Annotated in this window: 9 protein-coding genes; 3 read left to right on the top strand and 6 right to left on the bottom strand. The window is 66.5% G+C overall.

Going from position 1 to position 15,384, the window contains the following annotated elements; all coding sequences use genetic code 11:
- Window positions 1-163: 163 nt before the first annotated feature.
- Window positions 164-736, bottom strand: coding sequence for a single-stranded DNA-binding protein (locus tag ACZK08_RS04825; protein WP_065182396.1), 573 nt, complete (start codon window positions 734-736; stop codon window positions 164-166).
- Window positions 737-1,063: 327 nt separating this feature from the next.
- On the opposite strand from ACZK08_RS04825, the gene ACZK08_RS04820 reads away from it, so the two are divergent.
- Window positions 1,064-2,095, top strand: coding sequence for a LacI family DNA-binding transcriptional regulator (locus tag ACZK08_RS04820; RefSeq protein ID WP_065182397.1), 1,032 nt, complete (start codon window positions 1,064-1,066; stop codon window positions 2,093-2,095).
- A gap of 101 nt (window positions 2,096-2,196) precedes the next feature.
- On the opposite strand, the gene ACZK08_RS04815 is transcribed toward ACZK08_RS04820, so the two are convergent.
- The 4 genes from ACZK08_RS04815 to ACZK08_RS04800 all read right to left on the bottom strand — a co-directional run bounded on the left by ACZK08_RS04815 (window position 2,197) and on the right by ACZK08_RS04800 (window position 8,132).
- A complete protein-coding gene (locus ACZK08_RS04815; RefSeq protein WP_065182398.1) occupies window positions 2,197-2,583 on the bottom strand; it encodes an SseB family protein in 387 nt (128 codons plus the stop codon).
- Between the two features lie 151 nt (window positions 2,584-2,734).
- A complete protein-coding gene (locus tag ACZK08_RS04810; RefSeq protein WP_065182399.1) occupies window positions 2,735-4,456 on the bottom strand; it encodes an alpha-amylase family glycosyl hydrolase in 1,722 nt (573 codons plus the stop codon).
- Entirely contained in the window at window positions 4,456-5,943 is a 1,488-nt protein-coding gene (locus tag ACZK08_RS04805) for an MFS transporter (protein WP_065182400.1), read from the bottom strand. The genes ACZK08_RS04810 and ACZK08_RS04805 overlap by 1 nt, the downstream gene beginning before the upstream one ends.
- The gene (locus ACZK08_RS04800) at window positions 5,940-8,132 is read right to left on the bottom strand and encodes a glucosidase family protein (RefSeq protein WP_065182401.1); all 2,193 of its coding nucleotides are present in this window, start codon (window positions 8,130-8,132) and stop codon (window positions 5,940-5,942) included. The genes ACZK08_RS04805 and ACZK08_RS04800 overlap by 4 nt, the downstream gene beginning before the upstream one ends.
- Window positions 8,133-8,369: 237 nt before the next feature.
- On the opposite strand from ACZK08_RS04800, the gene ACZK08_RS04795 reads away from it, so the two are divergent.
- The gene (locus ACZK08_RS04795) at window positions 8,370-10,424 is read left to right on the top strand and encodes a glycoside hydrolase family 97 protein (RefSeq protein ID WP_065182402.1); all 2,055 of its coding nucleotides are present in this window, start codon (window positions 8,370-8,372) and stop codon (window positions 10,422-10,424) included.
- A gap of 225 nt (window positions 10,425-10,649) precedes the next feature.
- Window positions 10,650-13,406, top strand: a complete 2,757-nt coding sequence (locus ACZK08_RS04790; protein ID WP_065182483.1) for a TonB-dependent receptor — start codon at window positions 10,650-10,652, stop codon at window positions 13,404-13,406.
- 248 nt (window positions 13,407-13,654) lie between these two features.
- Here the strand turns inward: ACZK08_RS04790 and ACZK08_RS04785 are convergent, their stop codons facing one another.
- A complete protein-coding gene (locus ACZK08_RS04785) occupies window positions 13,655-15,268 on the bottom strand; it encodes an alpha-glucosidase family protein (RefSeq protein ID WP_065182403.1) in 1,614 nt (537 codons plus the stop codon).
- Window positions 15,269-15,384 lie beyond the last annotated feature (116 nt).

Below are 15,384 nucleotides of genomic sequence, written 5' to 3'. Positions count from 1 at the left end.
TTCACAGCAATGCAATCGATTGCACCATAAGGGAGGAATTCTTTTTTTTGCAAGACGCGGTGCACGAAAAATCCATGCTGCGCGGCACAACGCCGGCCTGCCGTGGAAAAAAGAAAAGCCCCGCATCGGCGGGGCTTTCTGTTTCCTGCGGACGCGCGTCCGATCAGAACGGAATATCGTCGTCAGCAAAATCGTCCATCGGCGGCGCCGACTGCTGCGGCTGCGGGCGCGGGTTGCCGCCCTGGTTGCCGTAACCGCCACCCTGGTTGCCGCCCTGGTTGCCATAGCCACCGCCCTGTCCACCACGCTGGCCACCACCACCGCCGTACTCCTGGCGCGGTGCCTGCTGGCGCTGCGGACGATCACCGCCGTAGTTGCCGCCGCCGCCACCACCGCCTTCACCGCGGCCGCCCAGCATCTGCATCTCATCGGCGACGATATCGGTGGAGTACTTCTCCACGCCGTCCTGGCCGGTGTACTTGTCGTAACGCAGGCTGCCTTCGACGTAGACCGAGCTGCCCTTGCGCAGGTACTCGCCGGCGATCTCGCCGAGCTTGCCGAAGAACACCACGCGGTGCCATTCGGTGCGTTCCTGCTGGTTGCCATCCTTGTCCTTGCGGACGCTGGTGGTGGCCAGGCTGATGCGGGTGATCGCCATGCCGCTCTGGGTGTACTTCACGTCCGGGTCGTTGCCGAGATTGCCGACCAGGATGACTTTATTGATGCCGCGCGCCATAGGTACCTTCGTCCGTTGTCCAGGGGCAGTCGACCAGTGATAGCACAGCCCCGGCCGGGGGTGCAGGACACTGGGCCGCCCCCGATGAATTTGGGGGAATGCAAGAACACCGCATCTTAGCACTGCCGCCGCTCCGTGCCCGGCCAGAAGCGACGAAAGACACCGAAAGATCCTACTGAAATCCTTGTAAGGCAATGACTTAGCCGTCCGGGCCGGACACCCCGGCGCGGCCGGCCGCAGTGACGGCCGCAGTGACGGCCGGCGCTGCGATGGCGCCCCCATGGCATCATGCCGGGGCATCTACTCATTCGTTCGCGCGCTTCCCCCATGACCATCAAAGGCAAAGCCACCTCCCTGGACATCGCCCATCTGGCCGGCGTCTCCCAGCCGACGGTGTCGCGGGCCCTGCGCGGCAGCCCGATGGTCAATGCGGAGACCCGAGAACGCATCCTGCGCATCGCCCGCGAGCTGAACTACAAGGTGGACAAGAACGCCTCCAGCCTGCGCCTGCGCAATGCCGGCACGCTGGCCCTGCTGTTCTTCGAGGACCCGACCAACGACGATTCGCTGATCAACCCGTTCTTCCACTCGATGCTGGGTTCGATCACCCGCGCCTGCGCGCTGCACGGGCAGGATCTGCTGGTGTCGTTCCAGCAGCTGTCGACCGACTGGCAGGCCGACTACGAGGACAGCAACAAGGCCGACGGCATCATCCTGCTGGGCTATGGCGACTACCACGAATCGCGCGACCGCCTGCAGCGGCTGGTCGAACAGGGCACCCACTTCGTGCGCTGGGGTGCGGCCCTGCCCGGCCAGCCCGGGGTGTCGATCGGCAGCGACAACTTCCAGGGCGGGCACGACATCACCACCCATCTTCTGCAGCAGGGCTGTCGGCGCATTGCCTTCCTCGGCCACGCCTCCAGCCATTACCCGGAATTCGAGGAGCGCTATCGCGGTCACGTGGCAGCCCTGCGCGATCACCGGCTGCATGCCGAACCGGCCCTGCAGTACGATGCCATCACCACCGAAGCGTCCGGCCAGGAAGCCTGCCAGGCGCTGCTGGCGCGAGGCGAACCGATCGATGCGATCTGCGCCGCCAGCGACCTGATCGCCATCGGTGCGATCCGTGCACTGCGCGAGGCCGGGCTGCGGGTGCCGCAGGACGTGGCGGTCACCGGGTTCGATGACATCCCGCTGGCCGCATCTGTATCGCCGGCATTGACCACCGTGCAGCAGGACACCAAGCAGGCCGGGCAACTGCTGGTGGAACGGCTGCTGGCCTCGATCAGCCGGCAGCCGGTGGAGAGCCAGAGCATCCCGGTGAAGCTGGTGGTGCGGGAATCATCGCTGCGCGGCTGAAACAGCGGACGTGATCGGACGGGACTACGCAGTGAACCCGGCCTGCGGGCACCGGACCGGGTGCCGCAAGGCCCGCAGGTGGACGGCCCCGTCGGGTGGCCTCAGCCCTGGGCGAAATCCTTCAGGATCTCGCCAATGCCGCTGGGCGAAATCTCGAAGCCCAGCGAGGTACCCGGGTTGATCACCACGCCATAGCCCCCCGGCACACGGCGCAGCACGTCCAGCATCAGCCAGCGGATCTGGTGTTCGGCCTGCTGGCTGTAGATGCCCACCCGCAATGGGTCGGTGAACACGGCCACGTGCAGCGTGCCCTGCTTGTCGAACAGCAGTGGGTCGAAGCCGCTGCCGTCGGGGGTGACCAGGCTGCCGGTCAGCAGCAGCACCTCGGAGGCGACGAAGGCCTCCATGAAGGCGCGGATCGGCACCGCCCCGTCCATCGCCGCCTTCAGCAGGGTTTCGATCGGGGTCTGCGGGGCGAGGTCGGACATGGCGGTACGGCGCGGCGTGAGGGGTGCCTATTGTAGGGTCGAGCCTGCTCGAAGAGCGTGCCAACCAAGGTTGGCACCTACCAGAGCGGGAGTGCCAACCGAGGGTGGCACCCACCAGAGCGGTAGCGCCGGGCCATGCCCGGCGGCGCCCTCACCGTCCCAGACGCTGGTCCCGAGCCTTCTGGTCGGCCATCGCCCTGTCCAGCTCTGCCTGCAGCGCTGGCTGCTGCACGGAGGCATCCAGCACGTACACCTTCACGCCATGCGCGGGCACTTCGGCCTTCAGGGAGGCATCCACCTGCAACGAACCGCCGTCCAGCGCGTCGCGCCAGCGGCCCGCCTGCAGGTAGCGCTCCACCTGGAAAACCGTCGCCTTGTCGCCCTTGTTCAACAGCACCAATGCGGTCTGTGCCACATCCCCCTGCTGCAGCACACGGAAGAACACCGCCTCATTGCCACGCAGGCGCTCGTTCACCTGCAGGCCGCGCTGCAGCGCCGGGGTGGCCTGGCGCAGCTGGGCGATGCGCCGCAGTGGCGCGAAGATCGGGCTCTGCGGTGCGGCATCCACCCGCGCCTGGCCGAAGTAGGCACGGTTGCCGGCATGCTCGGCACGGCCCCGCATGAAGCCGGTTTCCGAGCCGTAGTAGACCACCGGGATACCACGGGCGGTGAACAGCCAGTTGTGTGCGTCCATGAAACCGTTGTCGCTGGCCTGCAGGCGTGGCATGTCGTGGTTGTCGTAGAAGCTCATCAGCTCGTACGGATTGGCATAGGGGCCGCCGGTCAGGTGCAGCGGCTCGGCCAGCGTCTCGAAGCCCTTGCCGGCGGTACCGAAGGTCTGTTCCAGCGCGCCACGCAGCGGGAAGTCGAGCACGCTCACGTTGGCGTTGCGCGGCCAGGTGTGCTCGGCAATCCTGCTGGCGTCGTAATCGAAGGCCTCGCCGAACATGAACATGTTCGGATGCTCGGCACGGATGCGGTTCACGAACTCGTGCCACCACGGGTGCGGCAGCCAGCCGATGGTATCGATGCGCAGTGCGTCCACGCCCTGCGCGGTCCACTGCAGGTACGCGCCGACGAGGTAGTCCATCACCGCCGGGTTGTTCTGGTTGAAGTCGGACAGCTCGGCCAGGTTGCCATCGAAGATCGAGCCTTCCTTGCTGTCGACCGGGCCGATGGTGTTGTAGAACGCGTGCAGCGGGTTGTGCTTTGGATCCAGCTTCTGCGGGGGCAGGTTCTGGTGGTCGGCGATCAGCTTTCCCTCCTTGTCGAAGATCTGGCCGAACTGCGGCTGCCGCGTCGGCATGGTCCAGGCCGGCGAACCGTGGTTGCCGACGATGTCCAGCACCACCTTCAGGCCGGCACCGTGCAGGCCCTTGGTCAGGCCTGCAAAGTCCAGGTCCTTGCTGGGCAGGTGCTCGTCGAGTTTGTAGAAGTTGATGCCCCAGTAACCGTGGTAGCCGGTCTTGCCGCGGTCGGTCAGCGTGCTGGTGCAGCTGATCGGCTTGCTGCCGGTGAACGCCTCATCCGGATTGTCGACGATCGGCGTGATCCACACCGCACCGAAGCCGAGCTGACGGATGTAGTCGGCGTTGTCGAGCACGCCCCTGAAGTCGCCGCCGAGGTAGCCGATGTTGCCGTCCACCTTGTCCGGGCAGGGCACTGGAATGTCGAACGTGCGGTGGCTGCCCCCCTGATCGCGATGATCGTTGGACGGATCACCGTTGACGAAACGATCGGTCACCACGAAGTACACAGCATCGCTGGCGAACGGTTCGAGCGTGCCCACGTAGTCCGGGCGCGATGCGGCCTGTACCGCCGTGGCGAGCAGGGCCAGCGACAGCCCCAGCGACATTCTGGAATACACACGCATCATGCACTCTCCTGATGGGCCGGCACGCGAAGCACGCACAGCCCGGCAATGAACAGACTCACTCCACCCAGCACCAGCACGTGCAGGGGATTTCCGCCCAGCCACTCGCGCAGTGCGAAGCCCAGCGCGCTGGCGGCGACCAGCTGCGGAATGACGATGAAGAAATTGAACAGGCCCATGTAGATGCCCATCTTCGCCGCCGGCACGCTGTCGGACAGCAGGGCGTACGGCAGCGACAGGATCGAGGCCCAGGCGAAGCCGACGCCGGCCATGGACAGCAGCAGCCAGGTGGGGTCCTTGATGAACATCAGCGAGATCAGGCCCAGCCCTCCGAGCCACAGGTTCACCAGGTGGCTCCAGCGCAGGCCGATGGCGCGCACCATCGGCGGGATCAGCAAGGCGGCCAGTGCGGCGAAGCCGTTGTAGGCGCCGAACAGCACACCGACCCAGTTGGCACCCTCGTTGTACGCCGCCGACTGCGGGTCGGTGGAGCCGAAATGCGTGCCGGCCACCGCTGCGGTGGTGTAGATCCACATCGCAAACAACGCAAACCACGAGAAGAACTGCACCCAGGCCAACCGGCGCATGGTCACCGGCATCGCCCGCAGATCACCCACGATCGCCGCCAGCATGTGCGCCTGCGGCAGCGTACGGGCCAGCGCAAGAAGCACACCATAGCCCGCGCAGAGACCCGCCAGCACGTAGAGCATCCTGTCGCCCTGGCGCGCGGCGATCACAGCGGCCAGCAGCACGCCTGCACCCAGCCACAGCGCCACCTGCGCCCACGGTGCGGGGCCACTCGCAGCGGCGGCGGCATGGTGCGCCGGCGGCTCGGCGTCATCGAACCCGGCCAGTTCTGCCGGTGAATACTCGCGGGTACTGACCACGGTCCAGGTGATCGCCGCCAGCAGCACTGCCGCACCGAAATAGAACGCATAGCGCACCGTATCCGGCACCTCGCCGGCAGCGGCTGTGTTGGCCACGCCGAAGTGGGCCAGGATGAACGGCAGGAAGCTGGCAACGATGGCACCGACACCGATGAAGAAGCTCTGCATCGCGTAACCGGCCGGTCGCTGGCGCGGTGCCAGCTGGTCGCCCACGAAGGCACGGAACGGCTCCATCGACACGTTGATCGAGGCGTCCAGCACCCACAACGTGCCCGCCGCGATCCACAACGCAGGCGAGTTGGGCATGACCAGCAGGGCCAGCGTGGTCAGCACCGCACCGATCATGAAGAACGGGCGACGCCGGCCCCAGCGCGTCCACGTGCGGTCGGAGAGATAACCGATCACCGGTTGCACCAGCAGGCCGGTCAACGGTGCGGCGATCCACAGCCCGGGCACCGACTCCATGTCCGCGCCAAGCGTCTCGAAGATGCGGCTGGCGTTGGCGTTCTGCAGGGCAAAACCGAACTGGATGCCGAGGAAGCCGAAACACATGTTCCAGATCTGCCAGAACGACAGCTGCGGTTTGGCAGGGCGGTTCATCGTGCGTCCTCCGCCGTGGCGACCGGCGCCAGCGTCAGCGCCTTCACCTGCGCCTGGTTGAGCACGCCTTCGCGCCCGCCCTTTCCGCCGGTGTAGTGCGCGAAATGCTGCAGTGCGCTCATGTTGAAGCCTTCTTCAAGCGCGACCGTGCACGGCCCCTTGGGCACAGCGAACGTTGCCGAGGTCGAGTCCTGCACGGCCACGCTGTGCGGCATCGCAACCGTATGCCGCTGCAATGGCTGGCCCGGGCACTGCAGCACCAGTTGCTTGACCGCAGCCGTGACGCCGGTGTTGATCGGCCCGTTGGGGTTGCGGTACTGCAGGCGCAGGCGCACCTGCCCGGCCTTGGCCGAGGTGAACTGCCAGCGTTCCTCGCCCTTCAGCACCTGCTGCGGACCGACGCAGAGCATCGGGCTGTGCAGCGATTCCAACGTGCCTTCGCGCCGGGTCAGGCTGAGGCAATGCTGTAGGCCATCGTCGCTGATGCGCGCCACGCCCTTGCTGTCGGTGACCGCCTTGCCGTCCTTCCACAGCACCTGATCGGCCGCCACCGGAACGTTCCAGCCCGCGCCCTTGCGCAGGGCCTGCGGCGCAACCGGCGTGGCCGGTGCACGCATGTTGGCATCCGCAGCCGTGGCAGCGAAACCGGTTGCTGCCGGGGCGGCGACCAGCTGCACCGTCGTGGTGCTGCCACGCGTGGTGGTTCTGCCGGCCACCAGCAGGCCATCGCCCACGTTCTGCGGGCGCTCCAGCACATAGCGCTTGCCGTTGGCTTCCAACGTGATACGGGGATGTGTGCCGAACAGTTCCGGCACCAGCGCGGCCGGCAGCTTGGGCTGCACGCGGCCATCGTCCTGCACGCCGAACACGCCTTCGGTGACCATGGCCAGATAGCCGGCCACCGACCACAGCTGGCGCTCTGAATTGACCACCGGCCCGCTCAGCGCGCCTTCGTCCACATGCACGGCCTGGCTGACCAGCTCGTAGTTTTCCATGTTGGAACCAGCCAGTGCCGCCCCCTGCATCAGCGAGCGGATCTCGGCGGCGATGCGCGGCGCGTCGTCCAGCTGTCGCGCAGCACGCAGCGAATACGCACTGACGAACGGCCAGATCGCACGGTTGTGGTAGATCGGCTGCTGGGCTTCCTGTGGCCACACCACCGGGCTGCCGGCCGGCCCCATCGGGTAGTTCGCCAGCGCGCGGCGCGCCCGCGCCTCGGGCAGCACGTCGGCCAGGATGCCCAGCGACAGGCCCAGCAGGTCGACCTTGGCGTAGGGCACCGGATGCACCGCCTCACCGATGTAACTCATGTACTGGCCCATGTCGTCGCGCCAGAAGCGCGCATCGATCCGTACCGCCAGTTCATCGGCCCACGCCTTGTACTGCGCACGGCGATCATCGCCCCGCTGCGCGGCCATCTGCTCTGCCAGCCGCAGTGCCTGGTAGTGCAGGACGTTGGTGGACAGCGCGTAGGAATCACCGATGAAGCGCACGTTCTCCCGGGTCCAGTCCGGATACGTCTGTTCACGCCAGTCGAGGAACGAGGTTTCGCCGCGATAGAGGCCCATCTGTGGGTCGAACACCATCGCCCGGTCCTGCGCCAGCGTGCCCTGCAGCGCCTGCCAGACCTGTTCGGCAAAAGCAGGATCATCCAGCAGGTGGCGTGCGGCCAGGAACCACACCACACGGTCGCTGCTGATCGGCCAGCTGCCGCCGGAGCCGGTATCCTGCGCGACGAACAGGCCGGGCGTGCGCCCATCGCGGGCAGCCGACAACTTGAACTGCAACGACTGACGCGTGCGCTGCGGATCCAGCCGCGCCAACGCCAGGTCGGCGGCGAAGCTGACATCTCGGGTCCACACGTAGGGCCAGCGGGCGCCGGTCTGGAAGCAGTCGCATGGCACCGGCCGCCCTTCGTCAAAGGCGGGGTCGCGGATCGCATCGACCCGGTCCTGCGCCATCTCCTGCTGGGCCAGCGCGAACAGCGCGTCGAACATCACGCTTCCGGTCTGGCTGCGCATCGGCGCGGCGGCAATCGGCACAGCGCCGTTCGGCGTGTGCAGCACGAAGCTGCCCCTGGCAGCCGCTTCGGCACGCGCATGGCGGCCGTCGAATTCCAGGTCGGCCGCATGCGCGGTCGTCCCCAGCGCTGCCCCCAGGGCAGCGGTCAGGCAAATGATCTTCAGCATCGAAGCGGCAGACCGGCTTGCGCCCGTCGACCTCCCTCCCTCTCTGCACCGTTTATAGGTCCGCGCAGCCGTGACCGGCGCGCGGGCGCGGCGCCTCCCTCAAGGTGCCTTGGGCCCATGGTAGACGCGGGGCTGTCGCCTGCGTCCAGCTGCATACGTATTCATGCACCGACGCGGCAGTACGCCCGCCGGGCTGGCTTATGGTCCGGGTCTGCCAACGGCGCCTTGGGAGGGGAAATGCCGATGTCATCCAGTGTTGTACGTGCGGTGTTCGCGCGAATCATGGGCGTTGCGCTGCTGGGCCTGGCCACGCTGGCGCAGGCCGCCCCGCAGATCACCAGCGTCCAATCGCCCGGCGGCGTGCTCAAGGTCAGCTTGGTGCTGGACGGCGGCACCGCCCGCTACCGGGTGGAGCGCTTCGGTGAAGCCGTAGTGGAGGATTCCAGGCTTGGCTTCGAACTGCGCGATGGCCGCCTGGACCGGGATTTCATCCTGCTCGGGCAGCAACGACGCAGCGTCGATGAGACGTGGGAACAGCCGTGGGGGGAACGCCGCCTCACCCGCAACCACTTCAACGAGCTGACCGTGCAGCTGGCCGAAACCACCGGCAGCAAGCGCCGGCTGGATGTGGTGTTCCGCGTCTACGACGACGGCCTGGGCTTCCGCTATGTGTTCCCTGAGCAACCGAACCTGCGCGAAGCGATCATCGATGACGAGCTGACCGAATTCGCCATCGCGGCAGACTCCACAGCATGGTGGATCCCCGCCGGCGAACCGATCCACTATGAGTATCTCTACCAGCGCACGCCGCTGCGCGAGATCCCGCTGGTGCACACGCCGATGACGCTGCGCAGCCGCGATGGCCTGCACGTTGCGATCCATGAGGCTGCGCTGGTGGACTACGCCGGCATGTGGCTGCGCCGCACCGACGGCCAGCGCCTGCGCGCGCAGCTCTCGCCCTCGGCCGAAGGGTGGAAGGTGCGCCGTGCCCTGCCCTTCGTCACGCCCTGGCGCACGCTGCAGATCGCCGACCGCGCCGGCGGCCTGGTCGAGTCCGACCTGATCCTCAATCTCAACGAGCCCAATGCACTGGGCGATGTGAGCTGGGTGAAGCCGGCCAAGTACCTGGGCGTGTGGTGGTCGATGCACCTGGACAACGAAAGCTGGGCGACCGGACCGAAGCATGCGGCGACCACCGCCAAGACCAGGAGGGTGATCGATTTCGCCGCCGCGCACGGCTTCCGTGGCGTCCTGGTGGAGGGCTGGAATCCCGGCTGGGACGGCATGTGGGTGGGCAATGGCTACGACTTCGACTTCACTCGCGCCACGCCCGATTTCGACATTGAAGCGCTTTCGGCATATGGACTGAAGAAGGGCGTGCACCTGATCGGCCACCATGAAACCGGCTGTGCCATCGAACACTATGAGGCGCAGCTCGACGCCGCGCTGGACCTGTATGCGCGGCTGGCCGTGGACCAGTTCAAGACCGGCTACGTCTGCGACGACGGCCAGGTCGACCGTCACAACCCGTCGGGTGGCCCGCTGTGGCGAGAGTGGCACGACGGCCAGTTCATGGCGCGCCACCACCTGCATGTCGTGCAGGAAGCCGCGCGCCGGCACCTGTCGGTGAATCCGCACGAGCCGATCAAGGACACCGGCCTGCGCCGCACCTATCCCAACTGGATCTCCCGCGAAGGCGCGCGCGGCATGGAGTACAACGCCTGGGGCCAGCCGCCGAACCCGCCCGAACACGAAGTCAATCTGGTGTTCACCCGGATGCTGGCCGGACCGATGGATTACACCCCCGGCATCCTCAGCCTGAAGGGCCGCCACGGCCAGGCCATCCCCAGTACCCTGGCCCGTCAGCTGGCGCTGTACGTGGTGCTGTACAGCCCGATCCAGATGGCCGCCGATCTGCCCGAACACTACCTGCAGCATCGGGAGGCGTTCCGCTTCATCGAAGACGTGGCGGTGGACTGGGAGCAGAGCCGCGTGCTCGATGGTGAAGTGGGCGACTACGTGACGATCGTGCGCCGCGACCGCAACAGCCGTGACTGGTTCCTGGGCAGCATCACCGACGAGCATGGCCGCGTGCTGCCGGTGTCGCTGGGCTTCCTGGAGCCGGGCGTGCGCTACCGCGCGGAAATCTATCGCGATGGCGACGGTGCGGACTACCGCAGCAATCCGTTCGCGTTCACGCGGCAGACGCGTGAAGTGACCAGCGCCGATGCACTGACCCTGATGCTGGCGCCGGGCGGCGGGCAGGCCATTCGGTTCACGCCATTGGAGTGATGGATGCCCCCGCGTGACGTTCGCCGGGCATGGCCCGGCGCTACCGTGGCGGGGATCTGAAAGCGATTACAACCCTGCAAACGTCATTGAATACGTATGCAGGGTGATTCCCGCGGAGAACCCGCTGCCTACCATAGCGGCGACGACAGCGGCCACCGCGTCGCACGTTCACGGCGTTGCCGGAACGACCTCGAAATGAACAACAACATTGCCTGGGAGGGGAAAATGTTGAACCACAAGCGCAGCGCGCTGAGCATCGCGCTGGCCGTTGTCCTGGCGCCGTCACTGGCGGCGGCACAGACCACGCAGAGCACCACCACGCCGGCCGGCACCGCCGCCACCAACCTGGATACGGTGCAGGTCACCGGTATCCGCCGCGGCATCGAGAACGCGATCGCGATCAAGCAGGACGCCACCTCGGTGGTGGAAGCGATCTCCGCCGAGGACATCGGCAAGCTGCCCGACGTCAGCATTGCCGAATCCATCTCGCGCCTGCCCGGCCTGGCCGCGCAGCGCGTCGCCGGGCGTGCACAGGTGATCAGCGTGCGCGGCCTGTCCCCGGACTTCGCCACCACCCTGCTCAACGGCCGTGAGGTCGTCAGCACCGGCGACAACCGTGGCGTCGAGTTCGACCAGTATCCATCCGAGCTGGTCAACGGCGTGACGGTGTACAAGACGCCCGATGCGGCACTGGTCGGCCAGGGCCTGTCGGGCACCATCGACATGCAGACCGCCCGTCCGCTCAGCTTCCCCGACCGGGTGATCGCCGTCAGCGGGCGCCTGCAGAAGAGCTCGCTCGGCGATGCGGCCAACGTCGATGAGTTCGGCAACCGCTTCAGCGCCAGCTACATCGACCAGTTCTTCGACAAGACCCTGGGCATCGCCATCGGTTACGCGCACAGCGACAACCCGATCCAGGAAAACCAGGTCGGCCTGTACGAGCCGTGGACCACCCAGTACACCACGGACGGAAAACGTCCCGGCGTTGCTGCAGGCACCTATTTCTCCGACGGCATCAAGGCGCTGCGCCGTACCGGCAACAACAAGCGCGATGGCGTGATGGCCACGATCCAGTTCCGGCCCAACAACAGCTGGAGCAGCACCTTCGATGCATTCCACACCGAAGCCGAGCAGATCGACACCGCCAACCAGTTCGAACTGAACCTCAGCAACTACAACGGCAATTACCTGCCGGGCCTGCTGATCAGCAATCCGCAGATCAACGCCGACGGCACCTTCACCGGCGGTACCGCCAGCGGCGTGTACCCGCTGGTGCGCGGCATGTACAACAAGCGCAAGGACAAGATCGACGCGTTCGGCTGGAACAACGAATTCAACTTCGGCAGCGTCAAGCTGGTCGCCGACCTGAACTACTCCAAGGCCACGCGTGACGAGCTGAACCTGGAGAACAATCTGCAGCTCACGCCCATGCCGCAGCTGGATACGGTCGGCGTGCAGATCCGCCAGAACGGCTTCTCGCAGATCAGCCCGGGGCTGAACTACTCCAATCCCGATGCCCTGTTCCTGACCAACACCATCTATGGGTCCGGCTACGGCAAGGTGCCGAAGGTGGAAGATCGCCTGAAGGGCGGCAAGCTGGCGGCGACCATCGCCCTGCCCGAAGCGATGGCGTCGTGGGCACCGGACCTGGACATCGGCGTGAACTATGCCGATCGCCGCAAGGTCAAGACCCAGTCCGAGGGCAACATCCTGCTCGGTGCCCAGGGCGATGCCAACATCGCGGCGGACCTGCAGTACGACCCGGTGAACCTGGGCTTTGCCGGCCTCGGTACCATCCCGGCCTGGAACGTGCCGGCGGCGGTCGCCCGCTACATGACCTTCGATCCGGTCGACAACCTGGACTACCTGATTCCCAAGTCGTGGACGGTGCAGGAGAAGATCACCACCGCCTGGGCGCGCCTGAACATCAACACCGACATCGGCGTGGTCGGCGTGCGTGGCAACATCGGCGTGCAGATGCAGCGCACCGATCAGAGTTCGGACTCCCGCTACTGGGACGCGTCGCAGCCCGCCGGCAGCAACGTGCAGCCCTACTCCGACGGCCGCAAGTACAACGACTGGCTGCCGAGCCTGAATCTGGCCTTCATGTTCCCGCACGAACAGACCCTGCGCTTCGCGGCAGCCAAGCAGGTCGCGCGCCCACGCGTGGACCAGATGCGCGCCGGCCTGGAGTTCGGCGTGGATACCTCCACCGGCCGCCCCGGCGGCAGCGGCGGCAATCCGCGGCTGGACCCGTGGCGCGCCACCGCGCTGGATCTGTCCTATGAGAAGTACTTCGGCGAGAAGGCCTACGTCGCTGTGGCGATCTTCTACAAGGACCTGAAGAGCTACGTCTACACGCAGTCGGTGGACAACTACGACTTCAGCGGGCTGCTCGGCAACTACGTGCCGCCGCCGGGCATGGTGGTGCCCGTGCTGCCGACCGGCACCTTCTCCACGCCGGTGAACGGTGAGGGCGGTACCCTGCGCGGCCTCGAGCTGACCGGTTCGTTCCCGCTGGAGATGCTCACCGACAGCCTGCGCGGCTTCGGCGTGCAGGCCAGTGCCACGTTCAACGACAGCGACATCAAGATCCTCGACCCGGAAAGCGCCTCCAGCGTGGGTACCGATCCAATCAGCCTCCCGGGCCTGTCCAAGCGTGTGTACAACTTCACCGCGTACTTCGAGCGCAATGGTTTCGAGGCCCGCGTGAGCCAGCGCCGTCGTTCGGACTTCATCGGTGAGATCGGCAACTTCAACGGCAATCGCACCCTGCGTTATGTGGTGGGCGAGAACGTGACCGATGCGCAGATCAGCTACACCTTCAGCGACAGCAGCGCCCTGCGCGGGCTGACCCTGCTGCTGCAGGGAAGCAACCTGACCAACGAGCCGTACCGCACCTACGCCGGCACCAAGGATCGCCCGCTGGAATACATCGAGTGGGGCCGCACCTACGTGCTGGGCGTGAACTACAAGTTCTGACCCTCACCGGGCAATGCCGGCCCCGGGCCGGCAACCGCCCATCGAATGCCCGACGCTGCCCGGCAACCGCTCCATCGGTAGCGCCGGGCCATGCCCGGCGGCGAGGACCGCAGGCATGACCGGAAACCCGCTGCGCCTAAGCAGCGGGTTTTCTTTTGGGCGGGGTCCGCCAGCCACGGCACGGCCCATAAAAAAGGGACGGGGCGCTTCGGCCCCGTCCCCGCAAGTACCGCCACCGGAGAAATCGATCAGCTGCGTCGTGCGCAGAACACCGCACGCGGCGGCAGCTGGAGTTCGCCACCCTGCACCGTGCCCGCATCCGGGCCCGGCACATCCATCTGCTGCCAACGGCCGGCCGGCAGCGGATGGGTCACCGCCTCGCCCGACAGGTTGAAGGCCAGCAGGAGGGTTTCATCTGCAAGCATACGCTCGAACAGCAGCACTGGCTCACTGCTGTCAAGAAACCGGATGCTGCCATGCTGCAGGACGGGCTGATGGCGACGCCAGCCCAGGAATGCCCGGAAGGCCGCCAGCACCGACTGCGGGTCAGCGTCCTGCACCGCGACGGCCGCTGCCCGGTGCCCGGCCGGAATCGGCAACCACGGCTGACCGGTAGTGAAACCGGCCAGTGGCGCATCCGTCCACGGCATCGGAGTGCGGCAGCCATCGCGGCCCTTGAAGTTCGGCCAGAAGGTGATGCCGTAGGGATCCTGCAGCGCCTCGAACGGCACCTCGGCCTCGGCCAGGCCCAGTTCCTCGCCCTGGTACAGGCAGACCGAGCCGCGCAGGCAACTCAGCAGCGCCACCAGCATGCGCGCCAAGCGCGGATCGGCCGGATGGCCGCCCCAGCGGGTGACCGCGCGCTCCACATCGTGATTGGACACCGCCCAGCACGGCCAGCCTTCACTCATCGCGGTTTCCAGGCGCGAGACAGTCTCGCGGATGTAGGCCGCGCTGTAGTCGTCCACCAGCAGTTCAAAGCTGTAACCCATGTGCAGGCGGCCATCGCGGGTGTACTCCGCAGTGGTGGCCAGCGAATCCTCCGAGGAGATCTCACCCAGGCTGACCGCACCGGGGTACTGGTCGAGCAGCGCGCGCAGCCGCTCCAGGAACGGCAGGTTCTCCGGCTGCGTGTTGTTGAAGTAGTGGTACTGGTATGCGTACGGGTTGTCCGGGCTGAAGCCTCGGCCAACGCGCTTGTCAGCGGGCTTGGCCGGGTTGTCGCGCAGCTGCGCGTCATGGAAGCAGAAGTTGATCGCATCCAGGCGGAAGCCATCCACGCCACGGTCCAGCCAGAACCGCACGTTGTCCAGCGTGGCCTGCTGCACCTGCGGGTTGTGGAAGTTCAGGTCCGGCTGGTCGACCAGGAAATTGTGCAGATAGTACTGTTCGCGGCGCGGTTCCCACTGCCAGGCGCAGCCGCCGAACAGCGACAGCCAGTTGTTGGGCGGCGTGCCGTCCTCACGCGGGTCGGCCCAGACGTACCAGTCGGCCTTCGGATTGCTGCGATCCTGGCGGCTCTCGCGGAACCACGCGTGCTCGATCGAGGTATGGCTGAGGACCTGGTCGATCATCACCTTCAGCCCCAGGCCGTGGGCCTTGGCCAGCAGGCGGTCGAAGTCCTCCAGGCTGCCGAACAGCGGGTCGACGTCGCGGTAATCGGCGATGTCATAGCCGAAGTCGGCCATCGGCGACTTGAAGAACGGCGAGATCCAGATGGCATCCACACCCAGCGTGGCGATGTGGTCCAGGCGCTGGATGATCCCTGGCAGGTCACCGACCCCGTCGCCGTTGGCGTCGAGGAAACTGCGCGGATAGATCTGGTAGATGACGGCTCCGCGCCACCATGGATAGTGCGACATCGACAGCCCCCCTCCGGGCATGCGGGACCCGCCGGAAGCGGGCCGAAAACCAAGTCCCGCAAGCTTAGCGGTGCCTCCCCGGGGATGGCGCCACCTGCATACGTATTCACGCCAGG

This window comes from Stenotrophomonas sp. 112478_Sma, from assembly GCF_056479905.1.
Note: the sequence above shows the minus strand (reverse complement) of the source record. Positions and strands in the feature narration are given on the sequence as shown.